This is a genomic window from Paenibacillus sp. sgz302191 (assembly GCF_057749925.1).
Genome location: NZ_JBYLHY010000020.1, coordinates 87200 through 105552, shown reverse-complemented (window position 1 = coordinate 105552; position 18353 = coordinate 87200). Strand labels below are relative to the sequence as shown.

Below are 18353 nucleotides of genomic sequence, written 5' to 3'. Positions count from 1 at the left end.
CTCTTTCTAACGGGTGAAATCGACAAATTTTCTATACTTCTCCGTCCTTTGATCCGCAATGACGCCTTTCCAATTCAGACCAAAGGCAAAATCATAGCGATTGCCTGCGGAATCCGCATAACACTCCATATCATGGGGAACATCTTCCTTTTGTTCTTCAACCGTACTCATATCGGCCGGCATCTGCATCGGAAGCAGCCCGGAAGGTTCCGTTTCACCCGCTACAATTGCCAAAATAGCTTGATCCTGGACGCCAAAGTTCACTAGAATGGAGTCTGCTTCTTTTTCAAATTCAGCAACGACCGCCGGGTTCGATAATAGCATCGATACGATGACCGGTTTTCCCTTCATGACTTTTCTGGTTTGCAAAACAAGATCAAGATCGGTGGAGTTGGTTGCGACCACGGTTTTGCCTTTGTAGGAACGATTGAGCACTTCCCGCGGATCCCCTGCAATACTCGTCTCTCTGGCTTGTGCAGCGGTATAAGGTCCATACTGGAGACTGACCGGAACATAGCCGTTCCCTCCCGCCTCACGGTCCTCTTTGCTGTAACCGCTGCCCGAATTAGGGCCATGTATGAAAACAAGAGCGAAATCAGCCTGATCAGGTTGATCCGTTATGTTAAAGTATTTCTTTACGACATCCAAATTCACGGGATTATCCACTTTTCCTTCGATCCGGTTGCCGAACCAATCGGTTTGAGCAGGGAAATACCGCTTCGGTATATACACGGTTTTGCCTTTCGCCAGAGGAAGAACATGATCTTTATTTTTCAGCATGACAATCGATTTCAGCTGAGCCTGGTATCCTTCTGCCATAAACTCGGGGCACCCAACGACGGCTGCACTTTCTTCCACCTGGAGATAAGGATTTTCGAACAACCCAAGGCGGAAAATGTTTTTGAGCAAACGGACAGCCGAATCTTCGAAACGCTTGCGCATGAAGCTTTCCCCGTGTTCCTTCACTCCCTTATGGTAGGCTTCGATTATGGGACCCGCTTCATTGTTGCCTCCAAACTGATCCACACCGGCCATCAGCAGTTTATAATGTCTTTCGGTCACCGTTAATTGTTCCACGCCCCAAGGTTTACCCGCAAACTGATCCACAGTTTCGGGTTCATCCGCGGTGATGAGCCAATCGGTACAAACAACGCCATCGTAACCATATTTCCGGCGAAGTAAATCCTGGATCAGATAAGAGTTGTAAGAATTCCCTACATTCTCCCCATTGACTGTATCCTGATTGAATGAAATCGTATAATAAGGCATCACGGCAGAAGCCTTTGCTGTTTTGCCGGATAGCTGAAAAGCGCCGTCCACAAAAGGAATCAGATGTTCTTCAAAATTATTTCCCGGATACACTGCATATTTCCCAAAACCCCAGTGCGCATCCCGTCCACCTTCACCGGATCCTCCGCCAGGCCAATGCTTGACCATAGCGTTTACACTATCGTAGCCCCAGCCTTCACTGATCTCCTGCTCTCCGGCAGAAGTTTGGAATCCATCCACATAAGCACGGGCCATATCCGCCGATAGCTTGGGATCTTCGCCGAACGTCCCGCTAAACCGATACCAGCGAGGATCAGTCGCGATATCCACTTGAGGCGACAGGGCGGTTGCGATACCTAAAGCCCTGTATTCTTTCGAGGCAATTTCTCCAAATTTTTCAACCACTTCAGGATCGAATGCGGCCGCAAGCCCCAAGGTTTCCGGCCACATGGAAATCGTTCCGCCTGCACCTTCATTAAATTCCTTGCTTGAGTCGGAACCGTGTCGGGGATCGGAACTATTATTCGCCGGAATTCCCCAGCCAATACCTTCTGCCAAAGCTTGTACCTCATTATTCCAACGAGCGGCAGCCTCCGGGCTTTCGACGGTAGTGACGAGTATATGACGGAGATTATCCTCAGTTAAAAACTCGATTTGCTGATCTGAAAGATCCCAAGCCTTAGCTCCGCTTTCAGCAAAAGGTTTTCCGCCGTAGGTGCTGTCAAACTGCCCTCTCTTTACAGCTGGAACCGACTGATGGCGGCTATACAACATAAGACCGGCTATTTGCTCAACGGTCATCTTCGAGGCCAAATCGCGAGCCCGCTCCTCTGCGGATAAACGCCAGTCTTTATAAGGTTCTAGTTTTCCGCTTTTGTTCAAGTCTTTGAAAGCATGCCCTTCTATATAAAGGATTCCGATTCCTGAAGTTGTCGAATATCCTAACATAGGTCCTTTTTCATTTTTCACATAGTTAATCGCCAACATGTACACCCTTTCTAAACATACTTCCGTGTGCTTAATGCCCGGCCATTCTTTGTCCGATTTTCTTTTGAACGGCTGCAGCAATCTGATTCGTTTCTTCCGGAAACTCGCTCGGGTGCCTGCGCTTTAATTCCTCTACATGGTGGCCCCTGCCTGTTTCTTCCAACCGCTGCATGTATCCTTTCAGATACCCTCTGGCATGGAAAGGCCCGCCTTCCTTCATCACAGTCCATAAGGGGTCCGTATCGTCACCGGAGCGGCGCATCATCTCATCATGCCACTCGTTCAAATAGTAAACGGCTTCCATGCAAATCTCTTTGTGTTTTGCCGCCACATTATTTTGCTCATGAGGGTCTTCCGCCAGGTTGTACAGCATCTCTTGATCAAAGAGATGGAAGCCGTCATGATAGGTTCTGATGTAGATCCAGTCACGGAAACGGACACTGCGCTGCACCACATGGGCACATTGCGATACAACCAGATAGTCCCGTCCGCAGTCTGCTCCTTCTTTAAGCACCGGGGCATAGCTTGCGCCGTCCCAATCCGGCATCGCCGGGGTACCCAACATCTCCGCCACCGTAGGAAGCAAATCCAAATGGTAATGAAGATCTTCATTCACGATTCCCTGCTTCATTCCCGGCCAGCGGATAATCATCGGCAACCGGCAGGTCCCTTGATCGGCGGTGCCATGCTCCCCGTAGATGTCGAGCTGCCCCATATTTTCGCCATGATCGGCGGTGATAATAATGATCAGATCCTCCATGACACCGTGGTTCTCAAGTGCCGCGACTAAACGTCCGATATGCTCATCCATATAGCGGATTCCGCAATCATAGCCGTCGATCATGGTTCTCATTCCATCCATGTCGGCAATCTCCCCCGGATGACGCGGGAAATGAGGAGCGGTCTCGTTGTTAAACGTTTTGTTGCGGAAATCAATATTTAGTTCATGGACCGAATGCGGACCGACTTTTTGCTTATGCTTCTCCAGAACGTCCTCCGTCAGCCAATCAGGCAGCGGATCATTCTCAAACGGATTTCCGTAATCCATAGGTACACGATAAGGGGTATGCGGGTCCCAATAATTGATATACAAAAACCAGTCATCCTTCTGCGCATTTCGCTCGATCCAGTCAAGAGCTACCGGCGTGACATGCTCTGCCGATTCATTGCCATATCTTCCGGTATTGATAATCTCGTTAAAGCCTGCATAAAATCCGAAGGTGGAATGGCGCTGGGCAAACGGACTAATTAAAACGGTATTCATGTCTGCCATCAGCTGCAAATAAGAAGGGAACGAACCTCCGCGTGTAAGCTTCCCCATCAATTCCCGCTTGCTGCCTTCGGGCTTCATGTCTCCCGCTGTACCGCCATGGCCAACCAAACCGTTGCGAATCCCGAATTGGCCGCTCATGAGCGCTGTCCGGGAAGGAGCGCAAGGGGCATCCGAAGTGTAATAGTTGGTGAAACGAACCCCTTCACTAGCTATTTTGTCAATATTGGGAGAAGTATTCCGATGATACCCGTAGCAGCTTAAATGGTCGGGACTGGTAGAATCCAAGTCCAGAAATAAAATTCTCATTTACTTTCGTCCTTTCTTATTTAAGATCCGTTTTGCCCTATATCAGCGATCTTTCTTCCGACGCTCTGCGAATCGCTACAGATTGGCGTTCAATAATTTGTGGAGATAATAAAATTTGCTTATCGTAATTTTCCTTCTCATTTATATAATCGAACAGCAATCCGGCCGCTTCAACGGCCATTTGGTAAACGGGTACATATACGCTTGTAACAGCCGGGAAGCATTGTTCCCCATCTTTATAGTGATGTTCTTCCGTTATAATCGAAACATCCTCCGGAACGCGCATCCCGATATTATTCAAATAATTGATGGTAGGCTGCACCTTGCCAATGTCCCTGATCATAAGCGCTGTCGGTTTCTCATTCCGCGAAAACACTTCTGAAAGCACTTCGATATGCGCGTCAAGGTCACGCCTGCTTTCTCGGATTTCCACCTGCAAAAGCGGGTCTTTTCTCCACTCTTTGTATTGAGTGACGAATGTGGAGACTTCCGACCGAACGAAATTAAATATCGCTATCTTTCGATGATTTCGTTCATATAAATAATCCAGTGATTTCCAAATATTTTGTTTGAACTGTGCGTACACATTCAACCCGCGGTCCGAAACGAGCCTTTCCCCAATATAGACCATCGGCGCTTCGCTCTCGATCAGCTCAAAGAATGAGGAATTTCTCAATGGAGCACTTCCGAACAACAGCCCGTCAATTCTTTTTTGTTTCAAAAAGGACGTATACTGCGGGAGACATGCGCCGGATGCCAGCTTATCCTCTTCACAGGGTTCGTTAATAAGGAGCAAGTGATATCCTTGCTCCATAACCTTTTCAGTAGCTCCCCTTATAAACTCCATGGGATAGGTCGAAAATCCGTGCTTCGAACTAATAAAATGAGGGAAATATAATCCGATCAGCATAGTTTGGTGTTTCGCCAGGTTTTGAGCGGTAATGCTCGGAACGAACCCCAGCGTCTTCATAGCCTGATCTACCTTCGTTTCCGTTTTACGGCTAACATACCCGCTTTTATTGAGCACTCTTGATACAGTAGAAATGGACACGCCCGCTAATTTTGCCACATCGTAAATAGAAACTTTCATTTTTCCAACCACCAAAACCTTTTTTCATTCAGTATATCAAAAAAAGGCATTAAGCATGGAGTTCCGCCGTTGTTGAATGCTCTTTTTTTGTTGAGGAATTTTGAAAAACTTCTTGCGGGATTTTAAAGTATCTTAAGGCTATTGCGGTGCCAATGTAGGCCACAAGCGGAACCCCAGCATATAAGTACAGAATGACTTTAAGCACCTCAGGACTCTGTACCTGTCCGGCCACGTAACCGACAGCGCCCAAGATCGCCCCCGTCAAGCTGCCGCCAAGAGCCGATCCGAGCTTATTCACGAACGTACAGGCGGAAGTAACCGTTCCGGCACCTTCAACTCCGGTTTTCCAATTCCCATATTGCACACAATCGGGAATCAATGCCCATACGATCGAACCGCAAAATGTACCAAGAACCTGCTTCAAAATCGTCGCGATTAAAATAACGGTCACATTATCAGTAGGAATCAGCATCATGATTAAGGTCGGTACGGCCGCTGCAAGACTACCGTAAAGGAATACATTTCTTTTACCGATCTTCCTTGCTAAATACGGGGTAAACGCGTAGATCGGAAGAGATAATATCGTGCCCCACAGCGAAATTTGGGAATACAGTTCCATATGATTTACATTGTACTTCCAAAAGTAAAGAGATACCGCGCCATTGGTTGTCGTTGCCGTCAAGTTCATGAAAAAGGATAACATCAAGATCAATAAAGGCTTATTTTGCACAATCAAGCTCAACTGTTTCTTGATGGGAGGATGCTGATGCTGAGTACTCTTCCGATCCGCCGTCATATCATGGCGTTTAACGCCATTTGCACAAATCCAGAAAGAAAGCGATGCAATAATGGTAAGAATAAATACGGTAACAAACCATCCTTGCTGGCCTGTTCCGAAAAAAGCAACCATCGGGAGAACCCCTGCGTTAACGATGAGGCCTGCCGGAACCAGCATAAATTGCTTGGCCATCGTAATTGTGGTCGTTTGATTCGGATCTTTACTCATGACCGCCGTCAGTGAGTGGTAAGGAATGTTAACAACGGAAGACATGAACGAATAGCATAAATAAGTGAGAGCTGCGTAGACAATTTTGCCCGTTGGGCTCAAATTCGGCGCTGTGAACATCAAGATCATTACTGCCGCCAGCAGCGGTGCCCCAAAAATAAGATAAGGCCGAAAACTGCCCCACTTCGTTCGCGTACGGTCGGTGAGCATTCCCATAATGGGATCGAATATGGCATCAAGGAGCCTAACCCCCAGGAACAGCGATCCTACTGCGACCGGGGATACTTTGAAAACGTCCGTATAAAAATACATGAGAAACGATAGCTGAATGTAGAAAAATATGTTAGAGCCAAGTCCGCCGAAAGCATATTGAAAAATTTCGCTTTTTTGGGCAAGTTGCAGCTTACCGGTGCTCATGGTTATTGTCCTCCATATTGGGCATTATATTTTGAAAGCAAGTGATGTCAGACTGTCCTTCCTGCGAGCCGGATAAAGTATAGGGCCATATCTTTTCTTTCAGGCGGCAGCTTCAAGTTCACAAAACCCAAAATGACATCCTCTTGGATTTCCGTTATGCCTCCGCCATTCGTATAATGCCCAAAACTCTCCAGCATCTGTTCTCTCATTTCTTGAGGAACCGTGTTTAGAAGCGTCCACATTTGATATTTTGCCCCCTTGGTCCAGGAAAGATGTTCAAGGCCCGGGAGTACGATCGCTTGCGCTGCTTCTTGTTTTTGAACAATTAATTCGGAGGGGCTCATGTTTCCGTCCGCCGGAATGCCCAGACGCTCATATTGCTCCACCGGAGCATCATTCTGATTCATCATTTCGGCCATCATCCGAATGAGCCGCAATTCTACGTCGAGATCCTCCACCTCTTCGGTTTGTTTCGGATCTTGCAGCAGATCGTACAGTTTTGAACCGTATTGAAAAGGATTTGTCCTGCCTTGTCCTGCATGAATTTTCATGGTCCGGCAGCCTTTTGTGAATGAGAATGGGTCCTGCAGCTCAATATCCTGAAGCTCCTGCGGTGAAAATAAGCTACGCATATGCGTGGGCATGAGCGTATATTCGAATAGCGGGCCGTTGTCCGGAGATACCGGGCCTCTCATATATACATATTGACCGTCCGTTATATTTACATGACTGCCGTGGAAGCCGAATAATGCCGCATCGCGGATTTTAGCATCCGACCGTATGGTATCTTTCAACGGCTTTCCGCTCAAATGTTCCGGTAGCGGTACACCAAAAAAATCAAGCAGCGTAGGAGCCAGATCCACGGTTTGGACTAGCGCCGACCTTCTCTCCCCTTTAACGCCCGCCCGGGGATCCCAGACAAACAATGGAGTATTGGCAATTTCCTGATAAAGCGGCATGACCGACTTGGACCACCATCCGTGTTCCCCCAATAAGTAGCCGTGGTCCGTATTGACAATCAACATCGTGTCCTTCCACATGTCGTGTTCATCCATCAGATCAAGTACACGGCCCAAGTTACGATCACACATGCTAAGCAGTGCGGCATATTGATATTTCCCGTGTTGAACTACTTCCTCGGATTCCTGAACAAAATAATACGGCGGCCAATCAAACGGTTTTCCATTATATTCGTGAGGGTATAAATCTTTATATTGCTGATAAGTGAAAAAAGGTTCATGCGGATCAAACGTCTCCAATTGCAAAAACCAGTTGTCCGCATCTTTATTTTTTTCTATAAACTCCAAACCATATTTAAAGGTTTTTGTTTGCGGATGTTTTTCCTCATCTTGCATATACTTGCGATTAATCGTGTCGTGCCGGAGCATATTCTGAAACACGGGATGCTTTGCGACAGGAATCTCGGACTCCGCAATATCAGGGTGATTAACCTCCCCTTTCCACGGGTCGCCCTCCTGCCCCCGGCAAAACTCGGCAGAACTATAACGGGTATGGTATGTTGCCCCACCATCTTCCCAATAATGCTGATGATCGGTAACAAGATGCGTATACACCTGATTCTTTTTGAGTCTCTCGGGCATACAATCATCGAATGGCTCAATGGGCCCCCAGCTTCGATGCAAGAAATTATAGCGTCCTGTCAAAAGATCCCGTCGAGCCGGCATGCAAGGCATACTCCCGACGTAACATTGATCAAAAGTAACCGTTCTTTCACCCAATCGCTTAAAATTCGGGGCAACGGTCCATTCACACCCATAGTTCGGAAGCATATGACGATTCAGCGAATCAAACATCACCATGATAGCCCGCATCATGCTTCACCTCCCATATTCATTTTGCCGATCGATACTGCTGTCTGCTGGCCTGCTTTCGTGTTCATCTCTGATTTCTCTCCATCCAAGGTAAGATTGAGCGCCCTTTTCTAGAAGCGCTTCCACATTGAATAAAAAACACCAAGCTTATCGCTAAAAACGAATACTTATTGTGATTTGTTTTTGTGGAAGCGCTTCTACATTTTATAAAAAATAAAAAGCGAGCGCTTTCTTGACTCAATTTTAAATCAAAACAGAACGTTGTGCAACTACTAAAATTCAAAAAGATAAAAACATGTTCAGAAAAATAGAAGCATGGCGAAATTTTCTTGAAATTTCCGTGAAAATACTTTTGAAATAGCTTGTAAAAATTTCAAAATGGAATAAAGTTTATGGGACAGCTTGGATAAGGGATTTTCAACCGGTCCCGTCCATCATTTTTTCCAGAATCTGTAATGATTCCCCTCTGATTCGGATATTTTAACCAGTGTGAGTAAATCATAAGGAGGAATTTGCCGCCGAGCAGGATGTCTGAAATGTGTTTTTATATGAACATGTCAAGCGTGTGCTGTTTGATCACTCAGTTTTTGGGCCCGAGATGAAGCAAGGTCAAATGATTATGGTATGGACCGGCGCCGCCAACCGCGATGAATCTCAATTTGCCCATGCGGAAAAGTTTGATATCCATCGACCTGGAAACCAACACCATCTCACCTTCGGGTCCGGCCCGCATTTATGCTTGGGCGCCCCGCTGGCTCGTATGGAAGCGTACACCGCTTTAACCGCATTTGTGAAACGGTTCACCGATATTCATTCGGTGGAGGAATTCGCGGTGACCGAACATTTGACCGATTCAGCGATGGGCCAATCTCTTAAAAGCCTTCCAATTCGCTTAGCTTAACGCTTATTGGCATAGGCGATCATCTAAACAGACTCAGCTTGCAAAATAAGCCAATACAAAAAGAGGCTAACCCATAGGCAACACTTGTTTGCCCAGGGAACCAGCCTCTTTCCTCTGTTTGCCGTCGTCTGCTCATGTACGCAACGCTTACCCCTTCACCGCCGAGCCGACCGTGAGCGCCTTTTCCACCTGCTCGCTGAACAGCACGTAAATCAGCACCGTCGGCAAACTCGCAATCGTCATGGCAGCACCCATCGCGCCCCACTCCGTCGTGAACTGCCCTTGGAAGAACAGCAGGCCTAGAGGCAGCGTCTTCAAGGTCTCCTTCGTAATCAGCATTAGCGCCATCGGGAATTCGTTCCACGCAGCGAGGAAGACGAAGATGACCATCGTCGCAATCGCCGGCTTCACGATAGGCAGCATAATGCGCAGGAAAGTCTGGTAGATCGTCGCCCCGTCGATACAGGCGGATTCCTCCAGTTCCACCGGAATGCTGCGGAAAAAGCCGTAGAACACCATCGCGGAGAACGACAAGTTGAACGCAATATACGGCACGATCAGTGCCAAGTAAGTATTCGCGAGATGAAAATCTCTCACCAGAATCGCCAGCGGAATCATGATGACCTGTACCGGCACGAACATCCCGATGATCACATAGGTGTTCGCAATTCCCTTGAGGCGCCACTGCATTCTTGATACCGCATAAGCGAACATGACGGACAGCGCAATTGTCCCCACCACCGTTACTACAGAAACAAACAGGCTATTCATAAAATACATCGGCACGTTGAATTTGGACCACGCCTGCATATAGTTTTCCCAGCGGAAGCTCGTCGGCGGACCGAAAGGGTTCGTGACGAAAATTTCGTTATTATTTTTCAAAGAATAAAAAACCATCCAAAGTAACGGATACACCGAAATGACTGCATAAACCCACAGAAACAATTGTAAAACCGGTTGCTTCTTTCTCATTCTGGCTGCCCAGATCATTCTCCCTCACCTCCTCTAATATACGATCCGTTCTCGAGCCACCAGACGGTTAATCACGAGCGTCACCAAAAGACATTCGATGACCAGGAACGCCGCAGCCGCGCTGCCGTAGCCAAACTCATTGACGCGGAACGCCGCACGGTACATCAGATATGTGAGCGTATACGTCGTCGTACCCGGACCGCCCCCCGTCATGATGAACATGTTGGCAAAGGCGTTCAGCCCGCCCGTCACCGCGAGCACCAGGCAGAACTTGTACGTTTCCGCCATGAGCGGAATCGTAATATGCCAGTGCGCCTTCCAGCGCTCGGCTCCGTCAATGCGCGCCGCTTCGAGATACTGCTCAGGGATGGAGCGAACCGCCGCCAACAGCAGAGCAAAGTGGTAGCCCATATATTGCCATGCATTGACAGCCGCAATCGCGAAGATCGCCGTAGTCTCGTTCGTCAGCCAGTCCTGACGATATTCCCAGCCGAACATCTCGAACAGCTTGTTGATGAGACCGTATTGCCCGTTATACATCGCCAACCACAGTTGGCATACTACAGTGATCGAGAGCACTACCGGTATGAAGTAGCTGATTCGCAGCAGCTTACGCCCCTTCAGCTTCGCATCCGATACCGCCAGCGCCAGCAGCGTGCCGATCCCGATCTGCAGCACCACCAGCACGACTGCGAAAACGATACCGTTATAGAGCGACGTATAGAAAATGCGGTCTTTGAAGAGCCGCGCATAATTGTCGAGTCCGATGAACGTGCCTGGCGTAAGTCCGTCCCAATCGAACAGACTGCGGTAAAAAACCTGTATAATCGGCCAGAACACCATGACGGTAAACAGCAGCAGCGTCGGCAACGTGAAAAGCGCGATCGCCAGCTTATTGCCCATAAATTTTTTCATAGCATTTCTCTCCCCTGCCTAGAAAGTACTCGCACCGGCCACAAAACTGCATGACCGGTGCGAGGGAGACGACGTTTACTTCACTGCATTTTCCAAATCTTTAACGAACTGATCTGCCGTGTAGGTTCCTGTCATCAGGTTTTGCGCCGCATCCTCTACAGCGGCTTTGAACTTCGGATTGGACAAGCCCCAGGTGAAAGCGGTAGTGCTTGTAATGTTGGGAATGTCCTTGGACAGCTGTTCCATCATTGGCGGGTATTTCTTCTCAATCGGCTTGTCTACCTTCGTCGCTACGATTGGATTGGCTCGCTGCGTGTACTTGTACTCGGCGTATTTCAGGGACATGAAGCTTGCCACCTTCGCAGCCAGCTCCTTATCCTTCGTGTTCGCCGATACCGCGTAGCCGGAAGGACCGCCGGAGCCGCTGAATGCCAGCTTGCTCTTCTCGTAGGAAGCCGCGTCCGGAGCCGGGTAGTACATGTAGGCTGCCTTATCGCCAAGCGCCTTCGTTGCCGCCTCGATCTCCCACTGGCCGTTCAAGAACATCGCCGCCTTGCCCTCATGGAACATGGCCGCAGCTTGGTCGTAGTTCAGGTTCGTTGCGCCCTTCGGCAGCAGACCCGCCTTCACCAAGTCCACAACGTTTTGAGCCGCCTTCTTGTACGCCTCGTCGGAAGGTTTCGCCTTGCCTTGGTCGAGCGCCGTAATTCCAGCCGGGTTATAACGCGTTGCAAAAATATCATACAGCGCCACTGTCGGCCATTTTTCCTTCGCGAACAGGGACATCGGCGTGATGCCTTTCTCCTGGAACGTTTTCACCGCAGTCATCATCTCATCAAAGGTCGTCGGCACCTTCACGCTGTTCTTCTCGAACAACTCCTTGTTATAGAACAAAAGCACCAGCTCGTTACCCGCGTAAGGGAACGCGTACACCTTGCCATCCGGAGCATACAGCGTGTTCATCGCGCTTGGTTGCATTTTCTCCTTAAACTTGAACTTATCTACATACTCGTCCAGCACCAGAATGTTGTTTGACTTCTTGAACGTATTGATCTGATCCAAACCCGCTTGGAAAATATCCGGCAGGTTGCCTGTCGCAGCATACGTCTTCAGCTTCTGGCCGTCATCCTGCGCCTGAACCTCAAGCTCCAGCTCCACGTTCGGCATTTCCTTCTTCAGCTCCGCAACGGCGTAGTCGTACGGAAGCTTTGTATCGTCATCGGCATACTGCGCGTAGATGCGCAGCTTGGTTGTGCCGCCGGTTGCCGACGCGTCCTTGCCGCCGGTTGCCGACGCGTCCTTGCCGCCGGCCGCCTGCTCCGCCGGCTTCTGCCCGCCTGAGCTGCACGCCGCCAGGCTTGCCACCACACCTGCAATTAGAATAGTCGAAAGCGCCTTCTTCATTTGTATAACCTCCCTTTTATCTTCCCTGCAAGTCATGAGTTTACCGGGAATCGGCCATTCCGTTAATGGATTAAACGATGCATTCTTGCACTATTCGCGCATATCGGCTAATGACTGCGCTGATTCTCATAATCGCTTGGCGAATAGCCGTAATATTTTTTGAAAGCTCTGCTGAAATAGGCCGGATCATTGTAGCCGATCTGCTCGGCAATGTCCGATAGCTTGCTTCCTCCGCGGCCGATGAGTTCCTTGGCCCGCTGCATCCGCGTATGTGTAAGATAGTCGGTCACCGTCATGCCTAGCTCCTTCTTAAATACCGCCCGCAAATAGCTCGAATTTATGAATACATGCTGCGCGATCTGCTCCACTTGCAGCTCCGAGTCCTGATAATAATCCTCGATATATTTCTTCACCGCTTCCGCAATTTTGCGCGACTTTGTCTGCTTGTGCATCTGCCCGTATTGCAGCGCTTTGTGGAACAGTCCCTCGATCCATTGGCCTGCAGCGTCGATCGATTCCATCCGGGTAATCTCGCTGTACGGGAAAAAATCCTCCCCGAAGCAGTCCTCAATAGGATGCCCGCTTTCCGACACATACGAAAGACATAGCGATACCAAGCCCATGCAGATGACATACGTATATTCGATGGACAACCGCTGCTCGTTAATTTTTGTAAAAATCGCTTCCAGCCCGCTTCTTACCGCGCTCCAATCGCTCATGCGCAGCCGGATCAGCAGTTCCTCGTTCGTCTCCGGCGAAATGAAGCCGCTTGGATCGGTTACGGCTCCTCCGCCCCCCTGCTGCTCGTACCGAATGACTCGGTCGTTGCCCAGCAGAAATTTCTTCTGAAGCGCATTAAGCGCCTCCTCATACGACGTACGAATCCCTGCGTAGCCCTCATGCCACCCGCCTATGCCGATGGTAATGGTGAATTTCAAATACTTCTTGATGAGGAAGCAAAGCTTCTCATAGCCTTCCTGCTCCTGCATCGGCTCCTGTCCGGCCTGCCGCTCCCGAATGCAGAGAATACGGCCCTCCGTGCCGTTAAATACAAGCGGCGGCTCTCCCGCAGCCATCGTTTCCTGAAGAATATTCGTGACCGCGAAACGCCAGAGCAGCTTGTCGCTGACCTTGTTCCACTTCTGATCCATACTGTCTATCTCGATGCATGCCACCTGAAGCGGGCCAGACAGCGCCTTAATCCCAAGGGTTTCCAGACGCTGACGCGTCTCCTCCTGCGTCAGGTTGTAGTCTCTGCTGACAAGATGGTTCAGGAAGCCCTCCTTCAGCAGCACCTGGTTGGCCTGCAGCGTCATCCGCTCCTCCCGGGCGCGGACGATGCTCGTCTGCAGCCTTAGCAGCGTAAGGATGAGCTCCTCCTTGGAGAACGGCTTCAGAATGTAATCCTCGACCCCCAGCTTCAGCGCGCGCCGTGCATATTCGAACTCGCTGTGGCCCGTCACCAGCACGATCCCGATATCCGGCATCTCCAGCTTCAGCCGCTCCGTCAGCTCCAGACCGTCCATGAAAGGCATATTGATGTCGATCAGCGCAATGGCCGGCCGGTGCTCACGGGCAAGCTCCAGCGCCTCGACGCCATTCTTCGCCTCGCAGCATATTTCTAAACGGTACTCCCCCCACGAAATGCTAGTTCGCAGGTAATCTCTGAAAATGACTTCATCATCGACAATCATGACTTTGAGCATACTGGCTCCACCTATCCTTCCACATTTACCTGCTGCGCCGGCAGCGTGATCGTAACGACCGTTCCCTCGCCGGGGGCGCTTTCAATATGCAGGCCGTATTCCTCTCCGTAAAACAACTTGATCCGGTCGTCCACATTATGCAATCCGTATCCGCTCTGTCCGCCGCTATCCCGAGCCGTCATGTGCCGCTTTAACTCCCCCAGTTTCTCCCGCGTCATCCCGACGCCGTCATCATGCACCTCAAGGACGATCGAATCAGCGTCCCGATAGCCTCGGATTAGCAGCCGCCCCATGTCCCCCTTCTCCTTAAGTCCGTGGTAGATAGCGTTCTCCACAATCGGCTGGATCGTCAGCTTGAGAATTTCTTGCAGCATAATGTCACTTTCCACTTCGAACTGGTACGTGAACACATCCGAGTAGCGGATATGCTGAATGACGAGGTAATCCTTCACATTGCGCAGCTCCTCATCGATTCGGATTCGCTCCCGTCCCTTGCTGAGTGCCACCCGGTAGAAATCGGCGAGCGCCTTCGTCGTCCGAGATACATCTTTGGTGCGGCCCATTTCGGCCAGGGCATAGATGACATCCAGTGTATTGTATAGAAAATGCGGCTTGATCTGCGCCTGAATTAGCGCAAGCTCGTACTCCCGCTTCTTCTTCTGTTCCTGCGTAATGTTCTCCACCAGTTCCTTGATGCGCCGGGTCATCGTATTGAAGCCTTGCGAGAACAGCCCCATCTCGTCGGCGGAATTGACCTCGATGCGCACATCCAGGTTGCCTTCATGGAAGCCCTTCATCCCTTTGGCCAGCTTGATGATCGGGCCGGCGATCAACTTCGAGAGCAGCGCAGCGCCGCCCAGCGCGAACAGCAAGCACAGTGCGCCGATAACCGCAATAACCAGCGTGATCTGGTCCAAATCCGCCGTCAGCTCGCGCAGCGGAATCATGCTGACCAGCTTCCAGCCGAGCTGGGGGAAGCTATGGCTCGTGACGAGCCGATCCATCCCCTCCATGGAACGAATGTCGGCCGCATGCTCCGTATCATGTACCCACCGCCACAGGCTGGGGTCGGCAATCGGCTGCAGCAGCTCGGACGGCTGCGCAGAGGAGACGATTCTCCCTTCGTTGTCCGCGATGAAATAACTGCCGGAAGGGAGTGCGCCCATATTTCGGTACACAGCGGATAGCGAGGATTCTTTGACATTCACAATCAGAACGCCCAGCGTTTGGCCTGTATTGATATTGACGATTTTCTTCCCAAGCGTCAACACCGGTACGGACGGGTCCGTTACGAGATAGTCGCGTCGCTGCATCGGCAGCCACACATTCAGGCCGTTCGTGTCGAGAACCTGACGATGCAGCGGGCTATCGACAGCAGTGGCGGAATTGACCTCCACGCGTGCGGTCGAGCCGTACACGCCCCCCTGCTCGTCGATGAACGCCGCCGAATCCACATCGGGAAACACGAGCAATCCGAAGCTCAACTGATTCGTGATCGCGGTGTAGCGCTGCAGATTCAACTGCTCTGAGGGCGTCGCCAGCTCCGGAGCCAGCTTGTTCAGGTTCAGAGTCAACATATTGGCGTAGCTCTCCGCGTTCGTCAGCATTCCGCTCAGCCGCGTAATAATGAGCGAGGAGTTGTCCGACACGTTCTTCTTCGTCTTCTCGATGATCGCCTCCGAGTAGATAACCTTGGAGGTGTAGCCCAGAACGAGGAGAGGGACTAGAATCAAGGGAATGTATACCGCGAATATTTTCGTTCGAATGCGCTGGTTGCGAAACCATTGCGACAGACTGCTTCGCTGAATGATGCTCATGACGATTCACCGGCTTTCCATTAGACTTTCGATTATTCATTATACATCTTGTTGCGGACAGAACAACTCCGGCATTTCTGGAAGCAGCAGAGCGTAGAAGGAAAATGTCATCATTTCCATCCGGCATCCTTGGAAAAGCTAAAAAACCGGAACTGGATCGAATCAATCGCCCCAGCTCCGGTTCATATTGGAAAAAATTGTCATAACCCAATTTTCGGATACCAAATCAATATAACGTTTTGAGTGCTTCAGGACTAAACGGAACTAAATCGTCTGTTCGTCCGTCGCGAATTTTGCTGACCCACGCAGGGTCTACCAGCAATGCTCTTCCGATGGCTACCAAATCAAACTCATGATTCTCTAACTTACCCACCAATCCCTCGACACTTGCGTTGCCGGCACCTTTTCCTTCGGTAAAGAGTGTCATAAAATCACCGTCCAGGCCGACAGAGCCAACGGTAATGGTTGGTCTACCGGTAAGTTTTTTAACCCAACCGGCAAGATTTAGATCAGAACCGTCAAATTCGGGTTCCCAGAACCGACGTGTCGAGCAGTGGAACATATCAACTCCCGCTTCGACCAGCGGTGCCAAAAATTGTTTCAGTTCGTCCGGTGTTTTGGCCAGTTTCGCTGTATAGTCCGATCCTTTCCACTGCGAGATACGCAGCACGATCGGGAAATCGGGACCCACAGCAAGACGGCAAGCTTTAACAACCTCTGCTGCAAAACGGGTGCGTGCTACCATGCTGCCGCCATAACTATCCGTACGTGTATTTGTTTTCTCCCAGAAAAATTGGTCGATCAAATATCCATGGGCGCCGTGAATTTCAACCCCGTCAAATCCGAGCCGCTTGGCCTCGGCTGCGGCCTGGGCAAAGGCATCGACAATTTCACGGATTTCCGATTCGGAATAATCGTTAACGCTGCCGCGTGCGCCCATATGCCAGATCTGCGGGATGATTTTCCCGCCTGCTTCGTGCACTTCAGATACTACTTTTGCCCAGCCGTTTAATGCATCCTCGCCATAAAAATACGGTACATTTTCTTGATTGGATGCATCAACGTGATTTACAACCGTACCTTCCGTCACGATAAGGCCAACACTATTCTCTGCTCTACGGCGATAATATGCAGCAACATCTGAGCCTGGAACGCCATTAGGTGACATATTTCGAGTCATTGGCGCCATCACTGTACGATTAGATAAAGTAAGGTTTCCCAATGAGAATGGACGGAATAATGAATGCACAGATTCGGAATAAGACATAGTGTACCTCCGAGCTTTTTTCTTATAATAGTTAATTAAAGATTACAACGTGGACGCATCAATTACAAACCTGTAACGGTATTATTGTGTATGAAGGGATACATTATTCAACACAACTTTCTATCTTAAAACCCTGTCGTATACTGTTTCGGGACCGCTGTTTCTTTTCTCAGACTCGCTGCGGCTTCCAGTGCCCAGTAAGGGTTTCTTAGCAGCCCTCTTCCCACAGCGACCAGATCGGCGTCTTCATTGCCTACTACGGCATTCGCCAAAATTGGATCATCGAGTCTTCCGACAGCTATTACCGGAATATTAAGGGCTTGTTTGATTTCTCGAGCTAGAGGTACTTGATAAGCCGCGTGGCTGCCAGGTCTGCCCCATGCAGCAATCGGTCCTTCTCCGCCGGATGAGATATCAAACATATCCACTCCCGCTTCCTGATATTTTTTAGCAAAAGCGATGCTTTCCTGAATCCCATATCCGCCCTCAACGTATTCTTTAGCGGAAATGCGCATCATAAGCGGCCTGTCTTCCGGCATTTCTGCTTTTGCTGCCGCAATAATTTCCCGACCAAATTTAGTGAGGTCTTTTCCGTACTCATCGTCTCTTTTGTTTGTGAGGGGCGAATGAAATTGATGAATTAAGTATCCGTGAGCCCCATGAAGTTCAATGGCATCAAATCCGGCTTTAACAGCGCGAGCTACGGCACTGCGGAATTTTTCCACTAGACCTTTAACTTCTTCTGTTGAAAGAGCTCTAGGTTGTTTTGATTTTTCGTCAAAAGCAATGGCGGAAGGCGCTACGGGAACTTCGGCATCTTCCGCTTTGCGACCGGCATGAGCAATCTGAATTCCCACTTTGGCGCCATAACTGTGGCAAGCATCGACAATTCGTTTTAAAGCCGGAATTTGCTCATCTGACCACAATCCAAGATCATAGTCGGAAATACGTCCATCCGGCTCTACATCTGTCATTTCAATCATAATAAATCCGGCACCGCCAACCGCGCGACTTACATAGTGTAAATAATGCCACTCTGTTGCAATACCGTCTTTTTTGTCGACCGAGTACTGGCACATCGGGGACATTACAATGCGGTTTTTTAATTCCAGGCCTTTAATTGTATAAGGACTAAATAAATCTTTCATGAGAAAGACTCCTCTCTATTTGTTTGGATAGCGAATTAAAATA

At 49.6% G+C, this 18353-nt stretch carries 13 protein-coding genes; 1 reads left to right on the top strand and 12 read right to left on the bottom strand.

All coding sequences use genetic code 11. The features are described 5' to 3' along the window. Positions 1-6 precede the first annotated feature (6 nt). The 5 genes from AC3G2T_RS25075 to AC3G2T_RS25055 are packed head-to-tail and all read right to left on the bottom strand — an operon-like array spanning position 7 to position 8162. Positions 7-2256, bottom strand: a complete 2250-nt coding sequence (locus AC3G2T_RS25075; RefSeq protein WP_488437295.1) for a glycoside hydrolase family 3 protein — start codon at positions 2254-2256, stop codon at positions 7-9. Positions 2257-2287: 31 nt separating this feature from the next. Beyond that, positions 2288-3835, bottom strand: a complete 1548-nt coding sequence (locus tag AC3G2T_RS25070) for a sulfatase family protein (protein ID WP_488437294.1) — start codon at positions 3833-3835, stop codon at positions 2288-2290. A 37-nt stretch (positions 3836-3872) separates the two neighbouring features. After that, positions 3873-4925 carry a LacI family DNA-binding transcriptional regulator gene (locus AC3G2T_RS25065; protein ID WP_488437293.1) on the bottom strand — a complete coding sequence of 351 codons (1053 nt, stop codon included), beginning with the start codon at positions 4923-4925 and terminating at the stop codon, positions 3873-3875. Positions 4926-4974: 49 nt separating this feature from the next. Next, on the bottom strand, positions 4975-6348 hold the full coding sequence (locus tag AC3G2T_RS25060; RefSeq protein ID WP_488437292.1) for an MFS transporter: 1374 nt from the start codon (positions 6346-6348) through the stop codon (positions 4975-4977). 47 nt (positions 6349-6395) lie between these two features. Further along, complete coding sequence (locus tag AC3G2T_RS25055) at positions 6396-8162, bottom strand: sulfatase (protein WP_488437319.1); 1767 nt, start codon at positions 8160-8162, stop codon at positions 6396-6398. A gap of 556 nt (positions 8163-8718) precedes the next feature. Here AC3G2T_RS25055 and AC3G2T_RS25050 point away from each other — a divergent pair. Further along, positions 8719-9081, top strand: coding sequence for a cytochrome P450 (locus AC3G2T_RS25050; RefSeq protein WP_488437291.1), 363 nt, complete (start codon positions 8719-8721; stop codon positions 9079-9081). 147 nt (positions 9082-9228) lie between these two features. On the opposite strand, the gene AC3G2T_RS25045 is transcribed toward AC3G2T_RS25050, so the two are convergent. The 7 genes from AC3G2T_RS25045 to AC3G2T_RS25015 form a co-directional block, all read right to left on the bottom strand. Further along, positions 9229-10071: a carbohydrate ABC transporter permease gene (locus AC3G2T_RS25045; protein ID WP_488437290.1), complete on the bottom strand. Its 843-nt coding sequence runs from the start codon at positions 10069-10071 to the stop codon at positions 9229-9231. Positions 10072-10086: 15 nt separating this feature from the next. Then, positions 10087-10968, bottom strand: a complete 882-nt coding sequence (locus AC3G2T_RS25040; protein WP_474679225.1) for a carbohydrate ABC transporter permease — start codon at positions 10966-10968, stop codon at positions 10087-10089. 75 nt (positions 10969-11043) lie between these two features. After that, the gene (locus AC3G2T_RS25035) at positions 11044-12372 is read right to left on the bottom strand and encodes an ABC transporter substrate-binding protein (protein ID WP_488437289.1); all 1329 of its coding nucleotides are present in this window, start codon (positions 12370-12372) and stop codon (positions 11044-11046) included. 107 nt (positions 12373-12479) lie between these two features. Continuing rightward, positions 12480-14078, bottom strand: a complete 1599-nt coding sequence (locus tag AC3G2T_RS25030; protein WP_488437288.1) for a response regulator — start codon at positions 14076-14078, stop codon at positions 12480-12482. An 11-nt stretch (positions 14079-14089) separates the two neighbouring features. Continuing rightward, on the bottom strand, positions 14090-15895 hold the full coding sequence (locus AC3G2T_RS25025; protein ID WP_488437287.1) for a cache domain-containing sensor histidine kinase: 1806 nt from the start codon (positions 15893-15895) through the stop codon (positions 14090-14092). A gap of 226 nt (positions 15896-16121) precedes the next feature. Further along, positions 16122-17162, bottom strand: a complete 1041-nt coding sequence (locus AC3G2T_RS25020) for an NADH:flavin oxidoreductase (RefSeq protein WP_488437286.1) — start codon at positions 17160-17162, stop codon at positions 16122-16124. A 125-nt stretch (positions 17163-17287) separates the two neighbouring features. Beyond that, positions 17288-18310: an NADH:flavin oxidoreductase/NADH oxidase gene (locus AC3G2T_RS25015; protein WP_474679230.1), complete on the bottom strand. Its 1023-nt coding sequence runs from the start codon at positions 18308-18310 to the stop codon at positions 17288-17290. Positions 18311-18353: the final 43 nt, after the last annotated feature.